Below are 23,285 nucleotides of genomic sequence, written 5' to 3'. Positions count from 1 at the left end.
GGCAGGGGCCCGACCGGACACGACCGGCCGGGCCCCGCACACTCCTGGTCAGGCGAACGTGACCCGGGCCACGGGGGCGAGCTGCCCCTCATGGAGCAGCACCCGGCAGCGGAACCGCTGGATCTTGCCGCTGGGCGTCTTCGGCAGCACACCACGCGGCAGGAACAGACACTCAGCGAGGGCGACCCCGGCCTTCTCCATGGCCAGGGCCGCCGCCTCCTCGGCGATGGGCCGGTAGTCGCGCGGGTTGCCCTGCGGCTCCACCATCAGGATGAGCCGGGACATCCCCGCATCGCCCGCGTCAATGACGGCCGCGCACCCTTTGCGCACGTTCCTGAGGCTGTCGACCGCGGACTCGATCTCGGAGGCATAGACCTTCCGCCCGCCCACCGACAGCATGTCGTCGGCGCGGCCCAGGACGTACAGCTCGTTGTCCTGGACGAAGCCCAGGTCGCCGGTTTGCAGCCAGGAGTCCTTGAACCTGACGGCCGTGCGCTCCGGGTCGGCGTAGTAGCCGTTCGCCAGGCTCGGCGACGCCACCTGGATCTCCGCGATCCGGCCGCCCGACCCGGCCCGCACGGTGACCCCGGGCAGGGCAGGGCCGTTGGAGACGAGCCGGGTGGACTTCGGGTGGTCGGGCGACACCTCGATCACCGAGCCCTCGACGAGCGCGGGCCCGTCGAAGGCGAGCGCTTTGGGCGCCTGCGCCCAGGGCTTGCCGGTCACCGCGAGCGTCGCCTCGGCCATGCCGTACGCCGGCTGGAACGCGGAGTCGGCCAGGCCGAACGGCCGGAACTTCTCCGTCGCCGTGACGAGTGTGTTCCAGTCGACGCGCTCCGCGCCGATCACGGCGGCCCGCAGCTTCAGCTCCTTCGGCAGCGAACCCCGCCCCTGTGCCCGCGCCGCGAGATACACGGCCGTGCTGGTGCCCGCCGTCATCGTCGCCTCGTACTCCGACATGTCGCGGAACCATGTGCGCGGCGCCATCCCGAACCGGTCGGGCGAGGACAGTACGAAGTCGAAGTCGTACGCCCACGAGTACAGCAGACAGCCGAACATGCCCATGTCGTGCGAGAGGGGCAGCCATGAGGCCACGGTGTCCGCGCCCGGTCGGCCGCCCGTCAGATGCAGAATGATCTGCAGCTGCTGCTCGATGGAACGGGTGGTGAGCGCACACCCCTTGGGCATGCTGGTGGAGCCGGACGAGTACTGGATGAACGCCAGGTCGTCCCGTCCCGGCGGGCTTGGCTCGATGCGCCCCGGGCCGCGCAGGGCCGACCAGCCGCGAACCGGAAGGTGCCTGCTCAGCTCCTCGGGGATCATGCTGGTCAGCCAGTCGTCGACGAGCAGGAGCGTCGGGTCCAGCCGCGCTGAAAGCGCGAGGAGCTGCTCACCGTACGCTTCGTGGCTCTGTCCGCGGGTGGGTAGCGGAAGCGAGGCCACCGCGCCGCCCGCCAGCCAGACGGCGAGCAGCCCGCGGACGGTGTCAGGGGTGTTGGTGAGGATCGCGGCGACCCGGGTGCCCGGCCCCACACCGAGGGTGCGGAGTCCGGCGGCCATCCCGTGCGCGTCCTTGACGACCTCGCGCCAGGGCGTGTGGTCGAACTCGTCGCCGTTCCACTCGTGCAGTACGCCGTGCGAGGCATGGTTGGTCAGGGCGTTGAAGAACTCCACGTACGTGTTTCCCCGTCTCTCGTGTTTCTCTCGTTTGCCGGGTCTCCCTTCGGCCTACTCGACGTCCACGAGGGAGGCGTCGGAGTCGCGGGGGCGTTCGGCCATGGGGGCGAGTGACTGCTGGGACTCCAGGAGTTCCTTCTTGCCCATCGAAGACCCGCTGACCCGGCTGATGTTGGCCTCGCGCATGGTCATGCGCTCGGGGTCGACACGGACGACCTTCCAGGCCAGGTGGGTCTTCTCCAGGGACCAGATGAGAATCGCCGAGAGGTCGATCTCGTACCACTTCATGCCGTGCCTGGCGGAGCGGGGGAAGGCGTGGTGGTTGTTGTGCCAGGCCTCCCCGAACGAGGGGATCGACAGCCAGGCCACGTTGCGCGACTGGTCGGTGGTTTCGAAGCGGCGACGTCCGAAGACGTGCCCGACGGAGTTGACGGCGTACGTCATGTGGTTGATGAGGAAGATACGCACCAGGCCGCCCCACAGCATGCCCGTCAACCCGGCCCGCACCGAGCCGCCGGTGATCGCGTAGGCAATGACGCCGGGCAGGACCACACTGGAGGCGGTGACGAGGACCAGGTGCTCGCTCAGCCAGCGCAGAGGCTTCTCACGGACCAGGTCAGGGCAGTAGCGCATAGGGTCGGAGCTGAGCTCGACGTCGAAGAGCCAGCCCAGGTGGGCGTGCCACAGCCCGGCCATGGTGCCCTTGAAGCCGGGTTCGAAGTCCAGATGCGGGGAGTGCGGGTCGCCCTGCTTGTCGGCGACGCGGTGGTGCTTGCGGTGGTGGGCGGCCCAGATCAGCGGCGGCCCCTGCCCGGCCATCACGCCGGCGGTGGCGAGGGCGATACGGATGGGCTTGTAGGTCTCGAACGAGCGGTGGGTCAGCATGCGGTGGTAACCGGCGGAGATCCCGAAGCCGGAGATGGCGTACATGATGACCAGGACGACGACGTCCGACCAGCCGAAGATCTCGTTCCACAGCAGTCCCATGGCGCCGAAGACCGCGACGAGCGGAATCAACGACGCCCCGAGTATGAACCAGCGGTGCTTCCTGCCGTCCATGTGCTTCTCACTTCCGGGAGTTGACTGTCTGTCTGTTGCGGGTGGTACCTGCGCCCCTGGCCTTGCGGAACAGGGGCAGAAATGCGGCGCGCAGCACGGGAATGAGCAGCGCGCGCGGGGTGTGGCGGCCCGCGAGGTACTGGGCCTTGGCGACAGGTCCGGGGACCACGACGCGGCGCCCTTGGGCGAGACCGCGCAGGCCCGCCTCGGCGACGCGCCGGGGTGTGAGCCACGCGAGGAACCGATGATCCTGCAGCCCCGAGATGCCGCCCACCGCGTAGAAGTTGGTGCGCACGGGCCCGGGTGAGAGCAGCGTGCAGCTCACGCCGGTGCCGCGCAGTTCGTCGTGGAGCGACTCGGCGAAGGTGTTGGCGAAGGCCTTGGTCGCCGAGTAGGTGGCCGCCGTCGGCACGGGCTGGTAGCCCGCGGTCGAACCGGTGACCAGAATGCGGCCGTGACGGCGGGCCAGCATGCCGGGGAGGAGGGCCTGGGTGAGGGCGTGCAGTGAGACGACGTTGACCTGGACCTCGGCGGTCTCCTTCGCGGGGTCGTTCTCGCTGAACGGCCCGCAGGTGGGAAACCCCGCGTTGGCGCAGAGCACCGACACCGGCTCCCCGGCGAGTTCTCCGGCCAGCTCACCGCGCGCGGCTGAGTCGGCCAGATCGCAGGTCCTGACGTGCACGGTCACGCGGTGCTTGTCCCGCAGCTCCTTGGCGAGCAGTTCCAGGGCCTGGGTGTTGCGCGCGGTCAGCCACAAGCCGTATCCGCGCGCGGCCAGGCCCCGGGCGAGGTGTTCGCCGATGCCGGAGGAGGCGCCGGTGACGACCGCCCACTTCGGGGCGCTCACGCGTGGTTCACCGGGGAGCCGAGGTGCGTGGCGAGCCGTCCGGCCGCCGCGCGGCCCGTCCGCGCGCATGCCTCGATGGACACGCCCTGGATGTAGTCGCCCGCGAGCTCCAGGCCCGCGATGTCCGTGACGCTCCGGCGGACCTCCGCCAGGAACTCGGCGTGGTAGGGGAGATAGCCGCTGTAGGCGGCCTTCCAGTGCTTGACCAGGAGATTGGCGCGCTCGGCGCGCGGCGCGCCCAGGTACTTCACCAGGCGCTCCTCGGTCTCACCCGTGAGCCGGCCGATGTTCTCGGGGCTGAGGTCGGTGAGCCTGCCCTCGCGGCCGCTGTAGGTGTAGCGCACGATGTGGCGGTCTTCCTGGCCGTACGAACCGGCGTTGCTGCACGGCCCGTCGTCCATGGTGAGCGCGCGCACGTCATGCGTGAACATGTCCCGGTCGTACTCGACGAGCACCACGGTCGACGGGAAGTAGTTCACGTCGCTGAGCCGGCGGGCGAGCGCGGGCCGGGCCGAGCGGACGATCTCGGCGGTGGCGTAGGCGGGAGTGCTGAGCACCACGCCGTCGTAGTCGCTGGACTGCGCCTCGGCGCCCTCCTCCGAGATCCGCAGGCCCGTGACCTTGCCGTCGCGGACCTCCAGGCCCTCGACCGCCGAATTGAGCCGCACCGGTATGCGCTTGGCGAACGCTTCCAGTACGGGCTGGATGCCGCCCGACAACTGGTCGTAGTGGTCCATCAGCATCGCGATGTTGGTGCCGAAGGTGCCGGGGTAGACCTCGTCGGGTTCGGCTCCGTTGTTGCGGATCACCATGGGCCGCACCAGCATGTCCGTCATCTCGGGACCGAAGAACTCGCTGAGCGGGGTGTGGTCGTGCTTGCGCGAGATGCCGCTGAAGTAGCGCGAGCCGAGGAAGCGGTTGCGCCGGTCGGCGCGGATGCGGGCCGCCATGCCCGCCATCCGCGCGAAGTCCCGGGACGAGCCCATGCGCCGGATGTTCTTCAGGGTCTGGCTGCGGCGCTCGCTGTCGAGCGTGAGCACCTTGCCGTCCTTGATGCGGGACGCGTTGTATCCGAAGCTCTCGTACACGTCCGAGCCGAGCTCCGAGGTGAACCAGCGGAAGGTGTGGTACTGGCGGCCAATGTTCTTGCCGCCCGTCATGACGCGCCGGTCGCCCAGCTTGTCGAGGCCGAAGCGGCCGCCCAACGTGCCCTCTGCCTCGATGACTTCGACGTCGTGGCCGAGGAGGTCGAGGCGGAGCGCGGCGGTGAGACCCGCGATGCCGCCGCCCACCACTGCCACGCGCCGCTGTGTACGTTCAAATGGCATGAATCAGACTCCGTGGATGTGTGCGGTCGAACGGGGACGCGGGCCCGAGTGGGGCAGCAGCTCGATATGGCCCTGGACCACCGTCTTGCCGAACTGCCGCAGCCACACCGTCACCGGCAGGCGACCGTCAGCGCCAGGCGTCTTGACCTCCGCCTCATGGACGAGGTCCGCCTCGAACTCGGCGAAGTCCAGGAAGGCCGCCTCGCAGCCGACGACCATGGCGTGCGGGGACGCGATGGCCCCGCTCCGGCAGGCCGCGGCGACGGCCGCCTGCCGCAGGCCCTCGACCATCAGGGGGCCCGGTACGTGGTCGTACTCGTGGTCGAAGAATGCGGGGTGCCCCTGGTCGGCGGCGAGGAGATAGCGGATCCTGCCGCTGTCGGGCTCCGTGTCCTCACGGCCCGCGGAACCGATGACGACGTTACGGGGGACCTCCCGGCCGACCAGGGCGGGCGAGAGCCGGCGCGCCGGTGTCAACCGGGTGGTGTCCACCGGCTTCTGGGCCCGCTGGAAAGCGCGGAATACGTCGTAGTCCTCCTGCGACATGAAGGCGAGGACCGCGCTGAGCGTCATCGCCCGGCGTCCGCCGATCTCCATGACGCCTTCGAGGGTCATGCTCACCACGTCGGAGCCCTTGCCCTGCCGTTCGGCGACGCGGTAGTGCAGATAGCCCTGAAGAGCGGAGGTCCCGTCATCCGCGTACGCCTGCGGGTCCTCGACCCGCAGCGTGATCCGCTGGAGGCTGAAGGGCAGCCCCACCGGCACGCCCACATGGCGGTGCAGCAGCACGAAGATCGACTGACGCGCAGCTTCGGAGGACGCGAACGGGTCGTGGTGGGAGGGATGCCGGTCGGACCACAGGCTGTGCGCGCGGGGGATCTGGAAGGACAGGTAGAAGTCGTCGTCCGAGCCCTGCGCGGAGTCGGCGACGAAAACCTCGCCGATCTGCCTGCGGTGCGCGAGCGAGCGCGGCACGGTCTGCTCGAAGCCCAGCTGGATGCCGGGCGGCGGCAGCGCGCCGGGGGTGGTTGCGTACGGGAGAGTGCTGGTCATCTGCTCGGCTCCGGTTCAAGCGGGTCCTGCTGTACGGGGTGCGGCTGAGGGCCGCTCTGATAGATGGGCCTGCGCATCGCGCTCCGGCGACTGATCTCCGTGCCGGCGAGCCGGACCAGCTCGTCGACCGCGGCCCGGCGCCGGCCCCGGCCGCTCAGCACGGCTTTGCCGGTGGCGCCGAGAACGCGCCCCGGGGTGAGGACATCCATGACGGAGGCGCGGTGGCTCAGCAGGTCCAGTACGCCGTCGACCTTGCCCTTGGCGTGCAGCGCGCGGACGACCCGCGGGACGACGCCCGCGATGGGGCCCGCGACGCCCAGGTCCGTGGCCAGCCCGTAGTACTCGGCGTAGATGCGGTCCCGCCACGTGCCGAACTCGGCGGTGGCGCGGTCTAGCCGGGCGGCTTCGGGCAGCGCAGCCACGATCGCGGGCGCAAGCCGCTCCGCCTGGTGAAAGGCGTCCCCGATGCCGCGCCCGCCCGCCGGGTCCTTGAAGTGCCCGGCATCCCCGAGCAGCACCCAGCCGGGGCCCGCCGCCTCGCGGAAGTACCCGAAGAAGCGGCGGATGCCGTAGATCCTGCTGGCCCGGGTGGCGCCCGAGAGGGCCTTGGCGATGGGCGCGCAGCGCATGGCGTGGGCGTGCAGGGAGCCTTCGAGGTCGGCGCGGAAGGACTCCCGTTCGTGCTGCTGCGGGGAGACGCCCACGATGTAGAGGCCGTTGTCGGCGGGGCCGCCGAGCATGTGCCGGTCGCCCCAGCGGTGGAAGACGAAGGTGGGGCGCTCGCCGAGGTCCGCGCCTTCGAAGTACGTCCAGTAGTAGCTGCGTTCACCGGGGCTGACGTGGTACATGCGGGAGCTGCAGGCCTCGGCGACCTTGGAGTTCCGGCCGTCGGCGCCGACGACGAGGCGGGCGCGCAGAACGGTTTCGGTGCCCCCGGACACGGCCCGGACGCCCGAGACGCGGCTGCCGTCGCGGACGACCCCGACGACCCGGGTGCCCAGACGCACCTCGGCGCCCGCTGCGCGGGCCGCACCCACCAGCACGGGGTCGAGAACCTCCCGGCGGATGCAGGCCGCGCCGCCGACGTCCCCGTCCTGTTGCGGGAAGGCGGCCAGACAGCGGAACTCCTCCAGACGCATGTCGACATGGCTCATCGGGGTGACCCCGGCGGCCCGCAACTCGTCCATCACACCAAGGCGGTCGAGGAACGCGAGGGAGTCGGCCTGCAGGATGTTCGAGGAGAGCGTCGAGCGGATCTGTGCGGCCTGGTCGAGCACGGCGACCCGCAGGCCGCGGCGGGCGAGGAGCACGCCGAGGGTGGAGCCGGCGCAGCGCGCGCCGACGATGACGACGTCGAAGTCCTCGGTGGGGACGTCCCGTATGCAGCCGCTCACGACGCGTCGTTCCAGCGCACCGCGGCCGCGGCCGCGAAGTCACCGGCATGCGCGAACCCGGACATCACGACGAGGTCGCCATCGCGCAGTTCACCGGCGCGCGCGGCCTGGTCGAGGGTGATGGGTACGGCGGCGCCGTACAGATTTCCGAAGCGGTCGAAGGTGTCGAAGTGGCGCTTGCCGTCGAGTTTCAGGGCCTGTCGCCAGTTCCTCAGGAAGATCCGGTTCGGCTGGTTGGTGACGAGGACGTCGATGTCGGACGGCTCCTCGCCGAGGTCCGAGCAGAGCTCCCGGACCAGCTCGGGGACGAGTGAGTTGCCGCGCCCCAGGACCTCCTGCTGCTTCGCGTTGTCGAACCAGATGTCCGTCTGGCCGGTGCCGGGCTCCCAGTACTTGCGCCCGTCCGGCGCCGCGAGCCCCAGGTCGACCGAGTACTCGGGAGTGCTGCGCTTGCGTACACCCAGGATCGGCGAACCGCCGCCCGCCTCCAGATAGGCCACGCCACAGCCGTCGCCCGGTACCGCCGCGTGGGAGTGTCTGCGCACCTCGGACTGGGCGAACATCTGCCCCGCGGTGTTCTGCACATTGGCGATCAGGGCGGTCCGCGCGGAGCCGTCGGACATGATCTTCTGCGCCAGCTGCATCATGTACATGAACGAGGCACAGCCGCCGTTGTGCAGGTCCACGATCCACTCGGGGCTGATGCCGAGCCGGTGTGCGGCCTGGGCGCCGATGCCCATGAACGGCTCGTCCGGGAGCAGCACGTTCGTGAGGAACACATCCGCCTGGGGCTTCCGGCCGAGCCGCTCGAAGAGGGGCGCGGCCGCCTTCGCGATCATGTCGGAGGCGCGCTCGTCCGGAGCGACGTGGTGCCGGGTCGCTGGGACCTTGAACAGCGGGGCGTTGGCGAGTGGGTCCACCGGGGCGTCCGGATCGTGGAAGAACTCGGGCCCCACGACCTTCTCGGGCAGATAACTCCCGAAGTCGACTATGCCGACAGGCTGCATGACAGTTCCTTTCGAAGCCAGACCTCGACCGTCCGTGCCGTCTCGGCAGCGTGTTCTTCGAGGAGCGAGAAGTGATCGCCCGGGACCGGCGTGACGGTGTCGGCCGCGCGCCATAGACGCCAGTTCTCGCTGTTCGGTGCGTCGGGGCCGCGCTCGGCGGTGAGGAGCAGAGCCGGGGCGGTGAGCGGGTCGCAGGCCCAGTCGTCGAAGAGGCGCAGATAGCCGCCCATGGCCAGGACGCGCGCGTCGTCGACGTCGGTCAACACCTGTTCCCTGTCGAGGATGTGCCCCATCGCCCAGCCGAACACCTCGCTCTGTTGGGCGGGTTCGGGTTCGTACGTGTCGATCAGGACGACGCCCGCGACCTGGTGCCCGGCGCGTTCGAGGCTCGCGGCGGCGGCGTGCGCGAGGACCCCGCCGATGGAGTGCCCGGCGAGCAGCACCGGGGCGCCGGCCGCGGCCTTGAGGGTCTCGGCGGCCAGGCTGCCGACCGCCGCGTGCCAGGACCCCGGGAGAAGTGGTGAGGTGCCACCCAGGCCGGGCAGGGTGAGCGCCGACATCCGCATCCGGCGTCGGAAGCCCGCGGCGAACCGTGCGAACTGGTGCGGGCCAGAACCGGCCAGGAAGGACGGCACGCAGACCACTGCGGGATCGGCGGGGCCGTCGGAGAGGAGGGCGGGCCTGGGCGGTGCGGTGAGCTGGTCGGGGGAGGAGAAGGAGGGCAGTACGGAGGCGGCCCGCCGCAACTGGGGGATGGCGGCAGGGAGTTCGCCCCGGGCGTGGGCGGATCTGAGGAGGGCGGTGTAGCGACCCCGGGGGGTGGGGGCCGGTGCGGGCTCCTGAGCCTGGGGTGCGGGCTCCTGTGCCTGGGGTGCGGGCTCCTGTGCCGGGTCGTCTGCGGGCTCCTGCACCTGAGGTGTGGCCTGTCCGATCCGTGGCCGCAGATGGTCCGCGATCGCCTGCGGGGTCGGGTGGTCCACCAGAAGAGTCGTCGGCAGGTCGAGCCCGGTGGCGGCGGAGAGGCGCCGCTGCAGCCGGACGGCGCCGAGCGAGTCGATGCCGAGCTCCAGGAGGGTTTTGTCCGCGTCCATGGCCGTGGTGCCGTCGTATCCGAGGACGAGGGCGGCCTGGGCCAGGACCAGGCCGAGGGCTTCCTGTGTCGGTGCCTGTGGGGCGGGTTCCTCCGAAGTCCCGCTCCTGGAGACCGCGTTGGTGTCCACGCACTGCGGGTCACGCACGGTCTGCTGTACGTCGATCCAGTGGCGGCGCGGCTGGAACGCGTACGTGGGAAGGCTCACCCGGCGGCCCGCAGCTGGTGCGAACAGCCCCGCCAGGTCGGCGCCCGCGCCGTGGGTGTGCAGCTCGGCGAGTGCGGTCAGGAGCGCGACGGGCTCGGACTTGCGCCCGTCGAGCGCGGAGGCGAGGACGGCGGCCGACGGGGTGTCCAGGCACTCCTGCGCCATGCCGGTGAGCACCCCGGCCGGGCCGAGTTCCAGGAAGGCGGTCACACCCGCGTTCTCCAGGGTGCGCGTGCCGTCGTAGAAGCGGACCGGGCGCTCGGCGTGGCGCACCCAGTAGTCGGGGCCGGCCAGGGCGGCCGGGTCGGCGAGGGTGCCGGTGACGTTGGAGACGATCGGGATGCGTGGCGCCCGATATCTCAAGCAACTTGCAATCTCGGCCAGTTGACCGAGCATGGGGCGCATCAGGGGCGAGTGGAAGGCGTGGCTCACGCGCAGTCGACGAGTGCGTCGGCCCCGCTCCCGCCAGGAGAGTTCCCAGGCGCCGAGGGCGTCGGCGGCACCGGACGCGACGACGGAACGCGGTCCGTTGACGGCGGCCACCGCCAGCTGCTCGTGCCTCGCCAGGCTTTCGCGGACCTCGTCCTCCGATGCCTCGACGGCGACCATCGTGCCCCCCTCCGGCAGGGCCTGCATCAGTGCGCCGCGGGCGGCGACCAGGGCGCTCGCGTCGGCGAGGGAGAGGACTCCGGCGACATGGGCGGCGGACAGTTCGCCGATCGAATGGCCCATCAGGAAATCGGGGGTGAAGCCCCAGGACTCGACGAGTCGGTAGAGGGCGACCTCCAGGGCGAACAAGGCGGGCTGGGTGTAGCCGGTACTGTGCAGCAGCTCCGCCTCCGGGGTGCCCTCGGCGGCGGACATCACCTGTCGCAGCGGTCGCTCCAGATGCCGGTCGAGTTCGGCGCACGCCGCGTCGAGCGCGTCCGCGAACACCGGGTGGGCGGCAGCGAGTTCACGCCCCATGCGGGTGCGCTGCGAGCCCTGCCCGGAGAACAGGAAGGCCGTCTTGCCCGCGCGTGAGGCCGCGCCCCGGACGACGTTGCCCGGGAACTCCTCCGCGCCGAACGCCGCGAGACCGGCGAGGAGTTCGGCACGGTCGGCGCCGATGACGACCGCCCGGTGCTCGAAGCGGGCCCGGGTGCGGGCGAGGGCGGCGCCGACCTCGGTGGGCGCGGCGTCCGGGTGTGCGGTGTCGGGGTGCGCGGTGAGGTAGGTGTGGAGACGACGGGCCTGATCGCGGAGGGCGGCGGGCGTCCTGGCGGAGAGCACCCATGGGACGACGGGGAGTACGGCCAACTCCTCATCGCCCACGTCATTTTGGTCCTCCCGTGGCTCCTCGACGACGACATGGGCGTTGGTGCCGCTGATGCCGAAGGAGGAGATGCCGGCGCGCCGGACGCGCTCCCCACGCGGCCAGGGTGTGGCCTCCGTAAGCAGGGAGATGCCGCCGGACCAGTCGGCCTTCGACGTGGGCCGGTCGACATGCAGGGTCCGGGGAAGCACCTCGTGGCGCAGGGCCTGGACGATCTTGATGAGACCGCCGACTCCGGCGGCCGCCTGGCTGTGCCCGATGTTGGACTTCAACGATCCCAGACGCAGGGGCTGTTGTCCCCCACGTTCCCGGCCGTAGACGGCGTTCAGCGCGTCGATCTCGATGGGGTCGCCGAGGGTGGTGCCGGTGCCATGGCCCTCGACGGCGTCGACGTCGGCGGGACGGATGCACGCGTCGGCGAGCGCCTGGCTGATGACGTGCTGCTGGGAGGTGCCGTTGGGCGCGGTGAGGCCGTTGCTCGCGCCGTCCTGGTTGACGGCCGAACCCTGGACGACGGCGAGGATGCGGTGGCCGATGCGCCGGGCCTCGCTGAGCCGCTCAAGGAGGACGACGCCGACGCCCTCACCCCAGCCGGTGCCGTCCGCTGCCTCCGCGTAGGACCGGCACCGGCCGTCCGGCGAGAGGGCGCGCTGCCTGCTGAATTCCGTGAACACACCCGGCGTGGACATCACCGTCACACCACCGGCGAGCGCGAGGGAGCACTCGCCCCGACGCAGCGCCTGCGCCGCCAGATGCACACCGACCAGAGATGAGGAACACGCCGTGTCGATGGTGAGGGCCGGGCCCTCGAACCCCATCACGTACGAGACACGCCCCGACAGGACGCTGCCCGCCGAGCCGATGCCCCAATAGCCCTCAAGGTCGCTGGGACCGGACCGCGCGAGCTGGGCGTAGTCCTGCCCGGTCGTCCCCACGAACACGCCCGTGCGGGAGCCGCGCAGCGTGCCGGGGTCGATCCCCGCGTCCTCCAGGCACTCCCAGACGGTCTGCAGGAGCAGCCGCTGCTGCGGGTCCATGGCCCGTGCCTCGGTGTTTCCGATGCCGAAGAACTCGGCGTCGAACCTTGTTGCCCCGTCGAGGAATCCACCGGAGCGGGTGTACGTCGTCCCAGGGCGGTCGGGGTCGTCGTCGAAGAGGCGGTCGAGGTCCCAGCCCCGGTCGGAGGGGAAGTCCGAGACCACGTCGCGCCCGGCGGCCACGACATCCCACAGGTCGGCGGCGGACGCGACGCCGCCCGGGTAGCGGCAGGCCATGCCGACGATCGCGACGGGTTCGTTCGTACGCTGCTCGGCCCGCCTCAACTGCTCGCGGGTGCTCTGGAGTTCGGCGACCACTCGTTTGAGGTACTGCAGTGTCCTGTCGTCGTCCGGCATGGCTCAGACCACCCCCAAGTCGTTGTCGATCAGGTCGAAGATCTCGTCGGCGGTGGCGTCGTCGATACGCTGCCTGCGGCTGCCGTCGGTGCCCGGTTCCCTGCTCTCCAGGGAGGCGAGGAGGGACCGCAGCCGGGCGCTCACGGTGTCGACGTCGGACGCCGCGACGGAGGGAAGGAGCGTGGCGAGCCGGTCGAGGTCCGTGTACACGGCGGGAGCGACCTGTTCCTGCCCGGCCGGCTCGGTGCGCTCCTCCAGGAGGGTCCGCAGATGGGCGGCGAGGGCGGGGACCGAGGGGTGGCCGAAGACGAGCGTGGACGGCAGGGTCAGCCCGGTGGCCTGGCTGAGCCGGTTGCGCAGCTGCACCGCGCCGAGCGAGTCCAGCCCCAACTCCTTGAAGGGCCGGTCCGGATCCACCGCCCCGGCGTCCTCAAGGCCGAGCACGGCGGCGACCTCGGCGGCCACGACACTCGCGACGAGAGCGTCACGTTCCTCCGGCGGTGCGGTCGCGAGACGGGTGAGCAGCGCACCGTCACGGGCCCTCGCCTGGCGGACCACAGCCGGCGCGAGGGCGCGCAGGACGGCGGGAAGCACGCCGTGGCGGCCCTGGGAGCGGAGGGCGGCCGTGTCGAGCCGGGCGGGTAGAAGCAGTGAGTCACCGGTGTGGTGTGCGGCATCGAAGAGCCGGAGTCCTTCGGCGGTCGAGAGTGGGGCAAGTCCCGACCTGCCGAGCTGGGCCACTCCGTCGCCGGCGAGATGCCGGGTCATGGCGCTTGTCTCGTCCCAGAGCCCCCAGGCCAGGGAGACACCGGGCAGCCCGTGCGCACGCCGCCACTGGGCGAAGGCGTCGAGGAAGGTGTTGGCGGCGGCGTAATTCCCCTGCCCGGGGCCGCCGATGGTCCCGGCAACGGAGGAGAAGAGCACGAAGGAGCGGAGCGGGGCACCGACGGTGAGCTCGTGCAGATGCAGCGCGGCGTCGGCCTTGGGCCGCATGACGCGGTCGAGGCGTTCGGGGGTGAGTGTCTCGACGAGCCCGTCGTCGAGGACTCCGGCGGAGTGGATCACGGAGGTGAGCGGATGAGCCTGCGACACGGATTCGAGGAGCTCGGCCACGGCTGCCCGCTCGGTGATGTCGCAGGCCGAGATCGTGACGTCGGCTCCGAGAGCGCCCAGTTCGGCGGCAAGCTCGGCCACGCCTTCGGCCGCGCGGCCACGACGGCTCGCGAGGAGCAGGTGTCGGGCACCGCGTTCGGCGACGAGGTGCCGGGCCACCTGGGCGCCGATGCCGCTGGTGCCGCCGGTGATGAGGACGGTGCCGTCCGGGTCGAAGGGGAGCGGTTCACCCACGGCGCGGGCGCGGACGACACGGGGTACGAACGCGATGCCGTCGCGCACGGCGAGTTGAGGCTCGCGCGTGGCGAGAAGCGCGGACGGCGCCGGACCCTCCGCGCCGTCGAGGTCGATCAGCGTGAACCGTCCCGGATGCTCGGACTGCGCGGAACGGACCAGGCCCCAGAGGGCAGCGAGAGCCGGCCGGACGGCGTCGGCGTCCGGGGTGACCGCGACGGCGTCCCGTGTGACGACGGCGAGCCGGGAGTCGGCGAGGCGCTCGTCGGCGAGCCAGCCCTGGAGCAGGGCGAGGGTGCGGTGTGCCAGAGTACGGGCCTGTGCCGCGTCCGGCGCCGCGCGCGGGGCGGGCTCGGCGGCGATCACGGTGTCCGGGACGGGGATGCCGGCGTCGAGGGCCGCGACGAGGGCGGCCAGATCGGTGTAGGAGGGGACGTCCGCCCCATACCAAGAAACATCGGCACTCTCACCCAGCACCGCGCACGATCCGACGGATCGCGTCTGTGCGGTCGGAGCCGGTATCGGCTGCCACTCGAGGCGGAACAGCGAATCCGTCACCACGCCCGCCGAGGCCAGCTCGGCCGGGGACACCGGGCGGGCCACCACCGAGTCGACCGAGATCGCGGGGGAGCCGGTCTCGTCGGTCGCGGACATTTGAACCGCCCCTTCGCCCTGCGGAGTGAGCGTCACCCGCAGACGCGTCACGCCCGGGCGGGTGATCCGTACACCGGACCAGGTGAACGGGAGCCAGGCCTGCGCCGACTCGGCGTCCGTGCCCGTCAGTTCCGTGAGCTGGGCGTGGAATGCCGCGTCCAGCAGGGCTGGGTGCACGGCGAAGCCGTCCGCGTCCGGCGTGGCGTCCACCTCCGCCAGGAGCCTGCCTTCGTGACGCCAGGCGGCGTGCAGTCCCTGGAAAGCGGGGCCGTAACCGAAGCCCCGGTCCGCGAGAAGGTCGTAGAGGTTGTCGATGTCGACGGACGTGGCGCCGGGCGGAGGCCAGTCCGTCGGTCGAGCCGAAGGTTCGCCGGGCGGCGCCGCTGCCAGGAAGCCGGCCGCGTGCCGGGTCCACGCCCTGTCACCGGCCGCGTCGGCGACACGTGAGTGCACGGCGATCGACCGCCGACCCGCCCCGTCCGGCACCCCCACCGACGCCTGCAGATCCACCGCACCGTCGTCCGCGAGAGCCAGCGGTTCCTCCAGAGTCAGCTCGGTCACCACGTCGCAGCCGACCTGCGCGCCCACCGACGCCGCGATGTCCACGAAGGCGGTGCCCGGCAGCAGCACGGTGTCGTAGACCGCGTGGTCGTCCAGCCAGCCGTGCGTGAGCCGGGAGACCCGCCCGGTGAACAGCCACCCCGCGCCGTCCGCGAGCTCGGTGGCCGCGGTGAGCAGCGGGTGCCCCGTCGTACGCAGGCCCGCGCCGGTGACGTCACCCGCAGTGGCCCGTGGCGTGGCCCAGTACCGCTCCGACTGGAAGGCGTACGTGGGGAGTTCGACCCGTCGCGCGGTGCCCGGGTCGAACAGCGATTCCCATGCCACCGGCACTCCGTGAACGTGCGCATCGGCGAGCGCGGCGGTGAAGCGCACCAGTTCGCCGTCACGTCGGGCCGAGCCGAAGACGGCGGCCGCGGTGCCCGTCGCCTCCACCGTCTGCTCCATCGCGACCGTGAGGATCGGATGCGGGCTCACCTCGATGAACGTCGTGCAGCCGTCTGCGAGGAGCTGCCGCACGACCTCGTCGAAGCGGACCGTCTGCCGCAGGTTCCGGTACCAGTAGCCGGCGTCGAGCCCCGCCGTGTCGAACTCGGTCGCGGTGACCGTGGAGTGAAAGCGGACCTCGCCGGAACGGGGTGCGAGGGGAACGAAGGCCTCGGCGAGCCGCTCCTTGATGGATTCGACCTGGCGGGAGTGTGAGGCGTAGTCGACGGGGATGCGCCGGGCCCAGATGTTCTCGTCGGCGCAGAGGGTGAGCAGTGCGTCGAGGGCGTCGGGGGCGCCGGAGACGGTCATGGAGGAGGGCCCGTTCACGGCGGCCACGGATATGCGTCCGCCCCAGCGTTCGAGCAGGGGAAGAAGCCTCTCCGGGGACGCCGTCACCGACGCCATCCCGCCCTGACCGGCCATGGCGACGGCGATGGCCTGGCTCCGCAGCGCCACGACGCGCGCGGCGTCGTCGAGGGACAGTCCGCCGGCGACGTACGCGGCGGCGATCTCGCCCTGCGAGTGCCCCACGACGGCGTCGGGGCGCACCCCGTGCTGTCGCCAGAGCGCGGCGAGCGCGGCCATCACGGCGAACAGGGCGGGCTGCACGACGTCCACGCGGTCCAGCGGGGGCGCGCCGGGCGCGCCTCCCAGCACGTCGTCGAGCGACCAGTCGACATACGGCGCGAGCGCGGCGGCACAGGCGCGCAGCTCCTCGGCGAACACCGGATGCGCGGCGGCGAGTTCACGACTCATGCCGATCCACTGGGAGCCCTGTCCGGGAAAGACCCAGACGACCTTGCCGCCGGTACGGGCTCGAGCGAGGCTGGTGCCCTCGGTGACATCCCCTCGCGCGAGTGCGGCCACGGCGTCGAGGAGTTCGTCGCGCGTGGTACCGGCAACGGCGGCACGGTGGTCGAAGTGGGCCCGGGTCAGCGCGAGCGCGGCCCCGACCTCGGCGGGCGGAGCGTCGGGCAGGGCGGCGAGATGGGTGTGCAGCCGGTGGGCCTGCTCCCGCAGGGCGGTCGGGGTCTTGGCGGACAGCACCCAGGGGACGGCCGGAAGAACGCCCGCAGCGACTTTGGCCGGGGTGCGGTTGCCCGGCTCGGCTGTGGTCGTGGTGTGGCCGCCCGGTCCGGCGGAGTCTGTCCGGTCACCGTGCGGCCGGCCGCCCCCCGCCGCATCGCTGCCCGACTCGCCCTCATCACCCGGGCGTCCAGCCACCGGGCCGTCGACGGGTGGCTCCTCCACGAGGACGTGCGCATTCGTCCCGCCGACCCCGAACGCCGACACACCGGCCCGCCGGATACGCGCGCTTCGCGGCCATGGCGACGACTCCGTCAGCAAGGACACCGCACCGCCAGTCCAGTCCGCCTTGGGTGTCGGCTTGTCGACATGCAAGGTCCGGGGCAGGACTTCATGGCGCAGAGCCTCGATCATCTTGATGATGCCGCCGACACCCGCCGCGGCCTGGCTGTGGCCGATGTTGGACTTCAACGAGCCGAGCCGCAGCGGCTGCTCATCGGGACGGTCCTGGGCGAACACCGCCGTGAGCGAGTCGATCTCGATCGGGTCGCCGAGCTTTGTGCCTGTGCCATGGCCCTCCACCGCGTCGATGTCGCCGGGACGAAGGCCGGCCGCCGCCAGTGCCTGCATGACGACCCGTTGCTGCGCGGCGCCGTTCGGTGCAGTCAGTCCGTTGCTCGCGCCGTCCTGGTTTACGGCCGAGCCGGGTATGAGCGCGAGGACACGATGACCGCGCCGACGCGCCTCGCCGAGGCGTTCCAGTACGAGGACGCCGACGCCCTCGGCCCAGCCCGTACCATCGGCTGCCTGGGCGTAGGACCTGCATCTGCCGTCCGGCGAAAGCGCCCGCTGCCTGCTGAACTCCGTGAACACCTTGGGCGTCGTCATCACAGCGGCGCCACCGGCGAGGGCGAGCGAGCACGCGCCGGTGCGCAGTGCCTGGGCCGCCAGGTGCACGCTCACGAGGGACGACGAGCAGGCCGTGTCGACGGTGAGCGCGGGCCCTTCGAAGCCGAAGGCATAGGCTATCCGGCCGGACAGGACGCTGCCGGCCGAGCCGATGCCCCAGTAGCCCTCCAGTTCGTGTGGCCCCGAGCGCGCCACCTGTTCGTAGTCCTGGCCGCTGCTGCCGATGTAGACACCTGTCGGGGACTTCCGCAGTGTGCCGGGGTCGACTCCCGCGTTCTCCAGGGCTTCCCACACGGTCTGCAGGAGCAGCCGCTGCTGCGGGTCCATCGCCAGGGCCTCGCGCCGCGCGATGCCGAAGAAGTCGGCGTCGAAAACGGCGACCGACTCCAGGAAGCCACCGGCACGGGCGTAGCTCGTACCGGCACGCTCCGGGTCGTCGGAGAAGAGGCCGTTCAGGTCCCAGCCACGGTCGGAGGGGAAGTCCGAGACGACGTCGTTTCCGGCGATCACGACGTCCCACAGGCCGGCGGGTGAGGCGATGCCGCCCGGGTAGCGGCACGCCATTCCGACGACCGCGACGGGTTCGTGGTCGGCAGCCGACTCCAGGATGTCCCGCGGGGACTCGGTGGCGGTCGGGGCGAGCCCCAGCAAGGACAGCAGATGACGTGCCACGGCCGTCGGCGTCGGATGGTCGAACAGCAGCGTGAGCGGCAGTTCGAGCCCGGCAGCCGTACCGATGCTGCTCGTCAGTTCCACGGCCGCCAGGGAGTTGTAGCCGATGTCGCGATAAGCGAGGTCCGGGTCGACATCCCTGGGCTCCGAGCCGAGGAGCTCTGCGGTCTTCTCCCGCACCAGATCCAGCAGGACCGGGTGCCGAGCATCCTTCGGCAGCGCGGCCAGCCGCACCGTCAAGGGGATGTCCGGCTCGTTCACCGAGCTGGCCGAGTCCATCACGTCAGCCATGCAATCCTCCACGTCGTCACCCAGCGCCCCCGCGCCCGGCCCACCGCTCCCCGAGTGGGGAGCGTCCACAGAGTCCCGCCGTCAGGACCAGGTGGCTTCAGGTGGATCTCCGAGGCGACGCGACGCCCGGCACGTCGAGAGCACGCACCGAACGCCGCTCCTTCTCCGACGGAGATCCGTCAGAGCCCCCTAGCCGGTGGCCCTGCCCGTGTGCAGCCACGACCGGAGGTGCGCGGCGAGTCGTTCCGGCTGGTCCTCGGGGATGAGGGTGTAACTGTCTGCGATCTCCACGAGCTCGCTCTTGGGCAGGAGCTCGGCGAGCTTCCGCCCGTGCGCGAGCGGCATGACCTTGTCCTCGGCGGCCCACACCACGAGCGAGGGCCGGTCGAAGTCCCGCAATGTGTCGGCCCAGGCGAGAAGTTCCTCCTTGGGAGGTACGCCGAGCACGTACTTCCGCAAATCCCGGCGGATCTCCGCGGAGGTCCACAGGGGCTCGAACCAGGCGTCCATCACCTCGTGCGGGACGGGCCGCTTGCTCATCCATCCCCAGGTCATGGGCAGCCGCCGCATCGGTTTCCACTTCAGGAGCTTGAAGGCGACGTTGATGCCGCCCGGCATCTTCGCGGAGGTGTACAGATTCGAACCCGGCAGGCCCGGCGGGAAGTTGTCGAACGCCTCACAGGACGTGATGACGAGGCGGCCCACCCGCTCGTCCCGGCCCAGGGCGACGAGTGCCTGCGCCCCGCCCCAGTCGCTCATCACCAGGGTCACGTCCCGCAGGTCCAGCTCGTCGAGGAACTCCGCGACGAGCCGGGCCACACCGGGGATCGACAGATCGGCGTCGGCCTTCATCGGCGTACGGTGGCCGCCGAGCGGCAAGGTCGGGACCACACAGCGGAATTCCGCGCGCAGCGGGGCCACCACGTTCCGCCACAGGGAGCCGTCCATCGCTACACCGTGCAGCAGGACCACCACGGGCCCGTCGCCGCCGGTGTCCTGGTACTCCACAGTGCCGGCCGCGAGGTGTACCTCAGCCATGTCGAATCTCCTGGTTCCTGATCGGATGCGGGGGAGGGGAACGGCCGACGACGGCTATGCCACCATGCGGGGCCAACCGCCAAGGCCGGCCACGCAGGGCCAACTGGTGGCGCACAGGCTCCCAGCCGGGTGATCCAGAGCAAGTAAAACATCTGAACACCGCTTTCGACAGCCGCAATTCTGGCCAAGAATGATCATCACCCTAAAGGGCAATGGTGTCCTTTCGGCCGGGTGGGTACCGTTGCGACTCCCGTCCCGTGCCGGCACCGCTCGCCGTGCTCCCAAGAGCGGTTCGCGCCCGGGCCCTCGCATTCGCCTGCGCCTTGTTGGGCGGCGTGGCTGCACCGCAGTCCACGGAAAATTCCAGGCGATCATCTTCCTGTACCGGAAAGGCATTCCGTGATCACTGCTGAAGAGGTATGTGACCGTATCGTCAAGAAGCTCGGCAGCAAGGCGGGCTCCTATACCCTCGACGCCGACACGGCCTTTGACTCGGTGGGGCTTTCGAGCCTGCAGATAGCCGATATCGTCTACACCATCGAGGATGACCTCGGCATCGAATTCGACGAGAGCAAGGCCGCGAGCGTCAAGACGGTGGCGGACCTTGTAAACCTCGCCGAGGAGAGCAAGCCGGGCAGTGCAGCCGCGTGACGGCCATCGACTACCGGGGCGCATCGGCAGAATCGATTCGTCACCACTATGACGTTTCGAATGACTTCTTTGCCCTGTGGCTGGACAACGACCTCACTTACACCTGTGCGCTCTGGGACGAGAGCGATGCGGGCGACACCTTGGAGGCGGCCCAGAGGCGCAAGCTGGACTATCTGATCGAGGGCGCCAAGGCGCCCGGCGCGGGCCGGGTCCTCGATGTCGGCTGTGGCTGGGGCAGCCTGCTCGACCGCCTGGTCAACACCCATGGCGTGAAGCGGGCCGTCGGCCTCACGCTCAGCGACAGCCAGGCCGAACGGCTGCGGCAGGCCGCCCTGCCGCGCACCGAGGTACGGGTGGAGAGCTGGCTCGACCATGAGCCGGAAGAGCGCTACGACGCCATCATCTCCATCGGCGCGCTCGAGCACTTCGCGCGCACCGGCCTGTCACGCGCCGAACGCGTCGGTGCGTACCGGGAGTTCTTCGAGCGGTGCCGTGCCTGGCTCCCGAAGGGCGGCCGGCTCGCGCTGCAGACCAACATCAAGGGCAATAACGTTCAGATGGACAAGCAGACGGTCCGTGACCTGATGTTCATCATCGACATCATTTTCCCGGAGTCTGAGATTCCGGCCCTTTCCGAGGTTGTCGAGTCGAGCGAGAAGTGCTTCGACATCGTGAATCTGCGGAATGATCCGGACCATTACAGTCGCACCAGCCAGGAATGGCTGAACCGTCTCCAGGCCAACCGCGATCAGGCCGTGAAGGTCGCGGGCGAGGAGAATGTTGCCAACTATGAACGTTACTTGGGCGCGACGGTCGGCCACTTCGCGAACCGCCACCTCGGTCTGTCCAGGATGATCCTCGAAGCCGTGTGACGAGAGGTCTGAGAAATCCTTGTGCCGGACCTCTCCACCGGTGGCCCTGTTGAGGAGCATTCATTGAACGCATACAAGCACGTCGTCTACTGGCACGACACCGAACCGGTCACCGTCGAAGCCCCTTTGCGGGAAGCCGTCGACTGTGATGTCTGCATTGTCGGGGGCGGATTCACCGGACTCTGGACCGCTTACTTCCTCAAAGAGGCCGAACCCGCGCTCGACATCCGTATCGTCGAGGCGAACCACTCCGGTTACGGGGCGTCAGGCCGCGCCGATGGATTCGTCACCCCCACCATCGGCAAGGACATTCAGGCTCTGGTCAAGGAATTCGGTCTGCAGCGGGCCCTCAAGGCCTCGCAGGCCGTGGGCCGGTCAATACTGGAAATCGGCAGGTTCGCCCGCAAGAACCGCGTCGACGCGGAGTACGAGGCCAATGACTACCTGATGGTCGCTACCGACCCTGCCCAGCTCAAGCGCCTTGAACACGACCGCGACCTGGCCGAGCGGATGGGCGCGGCACAAGCCGAGATCCTGCCGCGCGAGGCGTCCCGGGCGATCATCGGCTCCCCCGCGGTTCTGGGCAGTATGCGCACCGGCGGCGCCCTGGTGAATCCCTTCAAGCTCGCTCGCGGCATCGCCCGTGTCGTGCGCGAGAAGGGCGTCACCATCTATGACAAGTCTCCCTGCCTGCACGTCGAACCGGGCGTGCGGCCCACCGTCGTCACCGCTGGTGGCCGCGTGAAGGCGAACAAGGTCGTGCTCGCCACGAACGTCCACATGGACGCCTTCCCCCCCTTCCGCAGGAAGGTCGTGCCGATCTGGACGTACGCGATGGTGAGCGAGCCCCTCACCGACGCGCAGCTCGCCCGCGTGGAGTGGGCCGGACGTGAGGGTCTGGTCGAGGCCAAATCCCTTCTCACCTGTGCCCGTTTCACACACGACAACCGTGTCATGTTCGCCGGCGGACCCGCTCCCTACTACTACGGCCGGGACAAGCGGCAGCGGAACATGAACCGTCCCGAGGTCTACCGCGAGATCCGTCGGGAGTTCCTCCGGTTCTTCCCCATGTGGGCGGACGTCGAGTTCACGTACGCTTACGGCGGGACCGCCGATGTCGTCCGTGACTACGCTCCTCACTTCGGTTCCCTCAATGGCGGCAACATCCTTTACGGATACGGCTATTGCGGCAACGGCATCGCCGCGACCCACACCGGCGGCAAAGTCCTGCGCGACCTCACCCTCGGCAAGGACACCGACTATTCCCGGCTGCTCTTCGTGGACGACGAGCGACGCAAGCCACCCGCCAACTTCCCGCCCGAGCCCGCCCTTTACGTCGGAGCCCGCGCGTTGGCACGCCTGATGGACTGGAAGGAGTCCCGCGTATGAGCGCCCGTCGCACGGTCCTGCTCACCGGAGCCTCCGGCGTCGTGGGCCGCAGCATCCTGCGGGAGCGGACGCCGGCCGGGCCGCGGATCATCTCCGCATCGCACAGCGCTCCGATCCCCGAGGCCGAAGAGCCTCCGATCGCCCTGGACATGACGGCGGAACGCTTCGGGCTCGACGCGGACAGCCATGCCGCGCTCGCGGCCGAGGTCGACGTCGTCATCCACTCGGCGGGCCTGACCGAGTGGGGCCTGACCGCCGAGCGCTATGAGCCGATCAACGTCGAGGGCACCCGTCGGGTCGTCGAGTTCGCCGAACAAGCGGGCGCCACCGTCCACTTCATGAGCACGGCCTTCGTGGCCGCCCTCGATCAGGGCGCACCCGTGCCCCTCGGCCAGGAGAACGTCTGCAGGAATTACATCCGTTCCAAGCACCGGGCGGAGCAGCTGCTGCGGGACAGCGGCCTGCCGCACACCATATTCCGGCCCACCAACCTCATCGGCGACTCCATGACGGGCTGGACCTCACAGGGCCAGATCGTTCAGCTGATGTCCGACTGGATCGGCCGGGGCCGGGCGCCGTTCATCCCCGCCCACCCGGGCATCCGCATGGACTTCGTCCCGCAGGACCTGCTGTCCAAGGCGGTGCTGCGCGCCATCGAACTCGGCGATGAACAGGGCGAGGTCTGGGTGACCTACGGCGAGGAGGCGATGAATATCGAGACCTGCCTCCAGCTCCTGGTCAAGCACGCGGCCGGGCGCGGCCGCTCGCTGAACCTGCCACCGGTGGTGAACGCCGACGAGCTCGAACCCGACGCCATCGCGAATACGCCCCCGATGACCCGCTCCTACCTCTCGGTCCTCCGGGACGTCAGCGAGGTCACCCGGTGCAGCGGCGGTGTCCTGCCCACCTCCATGCCCGAGCTGCGCGACCGCTACGGAATCCCGCGCGTCGACGACACGGCCGCGTATCTGGCCAGCCTGGAGTACGCCGCCGAGTACCTCGGCTGAACAGCCGACA

At 70.4% G+C, this 23,285-nt stretch carries 14 protein-coding genes; 4 read left to right on the top strand and 10 right to left on the bottom strand.

The window, feature by feature from the left end; genetic code table 11:
* Positions 1 to 48: 48 nt before the first annotated feature.
* From OH809_RS10175 to OH809_RS10130, 10 genes are all read right to left on the bottom strand, one after another.
* On the bottom strand, positions 49 to 1,674 hold the full coding sequence (locus OH809_RS10175; protein ID WP_406422713.1) for an AMP-binding protein: 1,626 nt from the start codon (positions 1,672 to 1,674) through the stop codon (positions 49 to 51).
* Between the two features lie 54 nt (positions 1,675 to 1,728).
* Complete coding sequence (locus tag OH809_RS10170) at positions 1,729 to 2,736, bottom strand: acyl-CoA desaturase (protein WP_406422714.1); 1,008 nt, start codon at positions 2,734 to 2,736, stop codon at positions 1,729 to 1,731.
* Positions 2,737 to 2,743: 7 nt separating this feature from the next.
* A complete protein-coding gene (locus tag OH809_RS10165) occupies positions 2,744 to 3,583 on the bottom strand; it encodes an SDR family NAD(P)-dependent oxidoreductase (protein WP_406422715.1) in 840 nt (279 codons plus the stop codon).
* Positions 3,580 to 4,884 (bottom strand): protoporphyrinogen/coproporphyrinogen oxidase, encoded by a 1,305-nt coding sequence (locus OH809_RS10160; RefSeq protein ID WP_406422716.1) that lies wholly within the window; start codon positions 4,882 to 4,884, stop codon positions 3,580 to 3,582. The genes OH809_RS10165 and OH809_RS10160 overlap by 4 nt, the downstream gene beginning before the upstream one ends.
* A gap of 30 nt (positions 4,885 to 4,914) precedes the next feature.
* A complete protein-coding gene (locus OH809_RS10155) occupies positions 4,915 to 5,964 on the bottom strand; it encodes an AfsA-related hotdog domain-containing protein (protein WP_406422717.1) in 1,050 nt (349 codons plus the stop codon).
* Entirely contained in the window at positions 5,961 to 7,358 is a 1,398-nt protein-coding gene (locus tag OH809_RS10150; RefSeq protein WP_406422718.1) for an NAD(P)/FAD-dependent oxidoreductase, read from the bottom strand. Before OH809_RS10150 ends, OH809_RS10155 begins: the two co-directional genes overlap by 4 nt.
* Positions 7,355 to 8,365 carry a 3-oxoacyl-ACP synthase III family protein gene (locus OH809_RS10145; protein ID WP_406422719.1) on the bottom strand — a complete coding sequence of 337 codons (1,011 nt, stop codon included), beginning with the start codon at positions 8,363 to 8,365 and terminating at the stop codon, positions 7,355 to 7,357. Before OH809_RS10145 ends, OH809_RS10150 begins: the two co-directional genes overlap by 4 nt.
* Positions 8,347 to 12,372: a type I polyketide synthase gene (locus OH809_RS10140; protein ID WP_406422720.1), complete on the bottom strand. Its 4,026-nt coding sequence runs from the start codon at positions 12,370 to 12,372 to the stop codon at positions 8,347 to 8,349. The genes OH809_RS10145 and OH809_RS10140 overlap by 19 nt, the downstream gene beginning before the upstream one ends.
* Positions 12,373 to 12,375: 3 nt before the next feature.
* Entirely contained in the window at positions 12,376 to 18,309 is a 5,934-nt protein-coding gene (locus tag OH809_RS10135; RefSeq protein ID WP_406425264.1) for an SDR family NAD(P)-dependent oxidoreductase, read from the bottom strand.
* 198 nt (positions 18,310 to 18,507) lie between these two features.
* Positions 18,508 to 19,356 (bottom strand): alpha/beta fold hydrolase, encoded by an 849-nt coding sequence (locus OH809_RS10130; RefSeq protein ID WP_406422721.1) that lies wholly within the window; start codon positions 19,354 to 19,356, stop codon positions 18,508 to 18,510.
* Positions 19,357 to 19,755: 399 nt separating this feature from the next.
* On the opposite strand from OH809_RS10130, the gene OH809_RS10125 reads away from it, so the two are divergent.
* The 4 genes from OH809_RS10125 to OH809_RS10110 all read left to right on the top strand — a co-directional run bounded on the left by OH809_RS10125 (position 19,756) and on the right by OH809_RS10110 (position 23,275).
* The gene (locus tag OH809_RS10125; protein WP_406422722.1) at positions 19,756 to 20,007 is read left to right on the top strand and encodes an acyl carrier protein; all 252 of its coding nucleotides are present in this window, start codon (positions 19,756 to 19,758) and stop codon (positions 20,005 to 20,007) included.
* Entirely contained in the window at positions 20,004 to 20,879 is an 876-nt protein-coding gene (locus tag OH809_RS10120) for a class I SAM-dependent methyltransferase (RefSeq protein ID WP_406422723.1), read from the top strand. Before OH809_RS10125 ends, OH809_RS10120 begins: the two co-directional genes overlap by 4 nt.
* A gap of 63 nt (positions 20,880 to 20,942) precedes the next feature.
* Positions 20,943 to 22,268, top strand: a complete 1,326-nt coding sequence (locus OH809_RS10115) for an NAD(P)/FAD-dependent oxidoreductase (RefSeq protein ID WP_406422724.1) — start codon at positions 20,943 to 20,945, stop codon at positions 22,266 to 22,268.
* A complete protein-coding gene (locus OH809_RS10110; protein ID WP_406422725.1) occupies positions 22,265 to 23,275 on the top strand; it encodes an SDR family oxidoreductase in 1,011 nt (336 codons plus the stop codon). Before OH809_RS10115 ends, OH809_RS10110 begins: the two co-directional genes overlap by 4 nt.
* Positions 23,276 to 23,285: the final 10 nt, after the last annotated feature.

Source organism: Streptomyces sp. NBC_00873, assembly GCF_045207415.1.
GTDB lineage: Bacteria > Actinomycetota > Actinomycetes > Streptomycetales > Streptomycetaceae > Streptomyces.
This window is presented reverse-complemented; position numbering and strand designations above follow the sequence as displayed.

Excerpts from the sequence above, each read along its gene's own strand:
- OH809_RS10140 (WP_406422720.1), bottom strand. The coding sequence starts at position 12,372 with ATGCCGGACGACGACAGGACACTGCAGTACCTCAAACGAGTGGTCGCC.
- OH809_RS10130 (WP_406422721.1), bottom strand. The coding sequence starts at position 19,356 with ATGGCTGAGGTACACCTCGCGGCCGGCACTGTGGAGTACCAGGACACC.
- OH809_RS10145 (WP_406422719.1), bottom strand. The coding sequence starts at position 8,365 with ATGCAGCCTGTCGGCATAGTCGACTTCGGGAGTTATCTGCCCGAGAAG.
- OH809_RS10170 (WP_406422714.1), bottom strand. The coding sequence starts at position 2,736 with ATGGACGGCAGGAAGCACCGCTGGTTCATACTCGGGGCGTCGTTGATT.
- OH809_RS10155 (WP_406422717.1), bottom strand. The coding sequence starts at position 5,964 with ATGACCAGCACTCTCCCGTACGCAACCACCCCCGGCGCGCTGCCGCCG.
- OH809_RS10110 (WP_406422725.1), top strand. The coding sequence starts at position 22,265 with ATGAGCGCCCGTCGCACGGTCCTGCTCACCGGAGCCTCCGGCGTCGTG.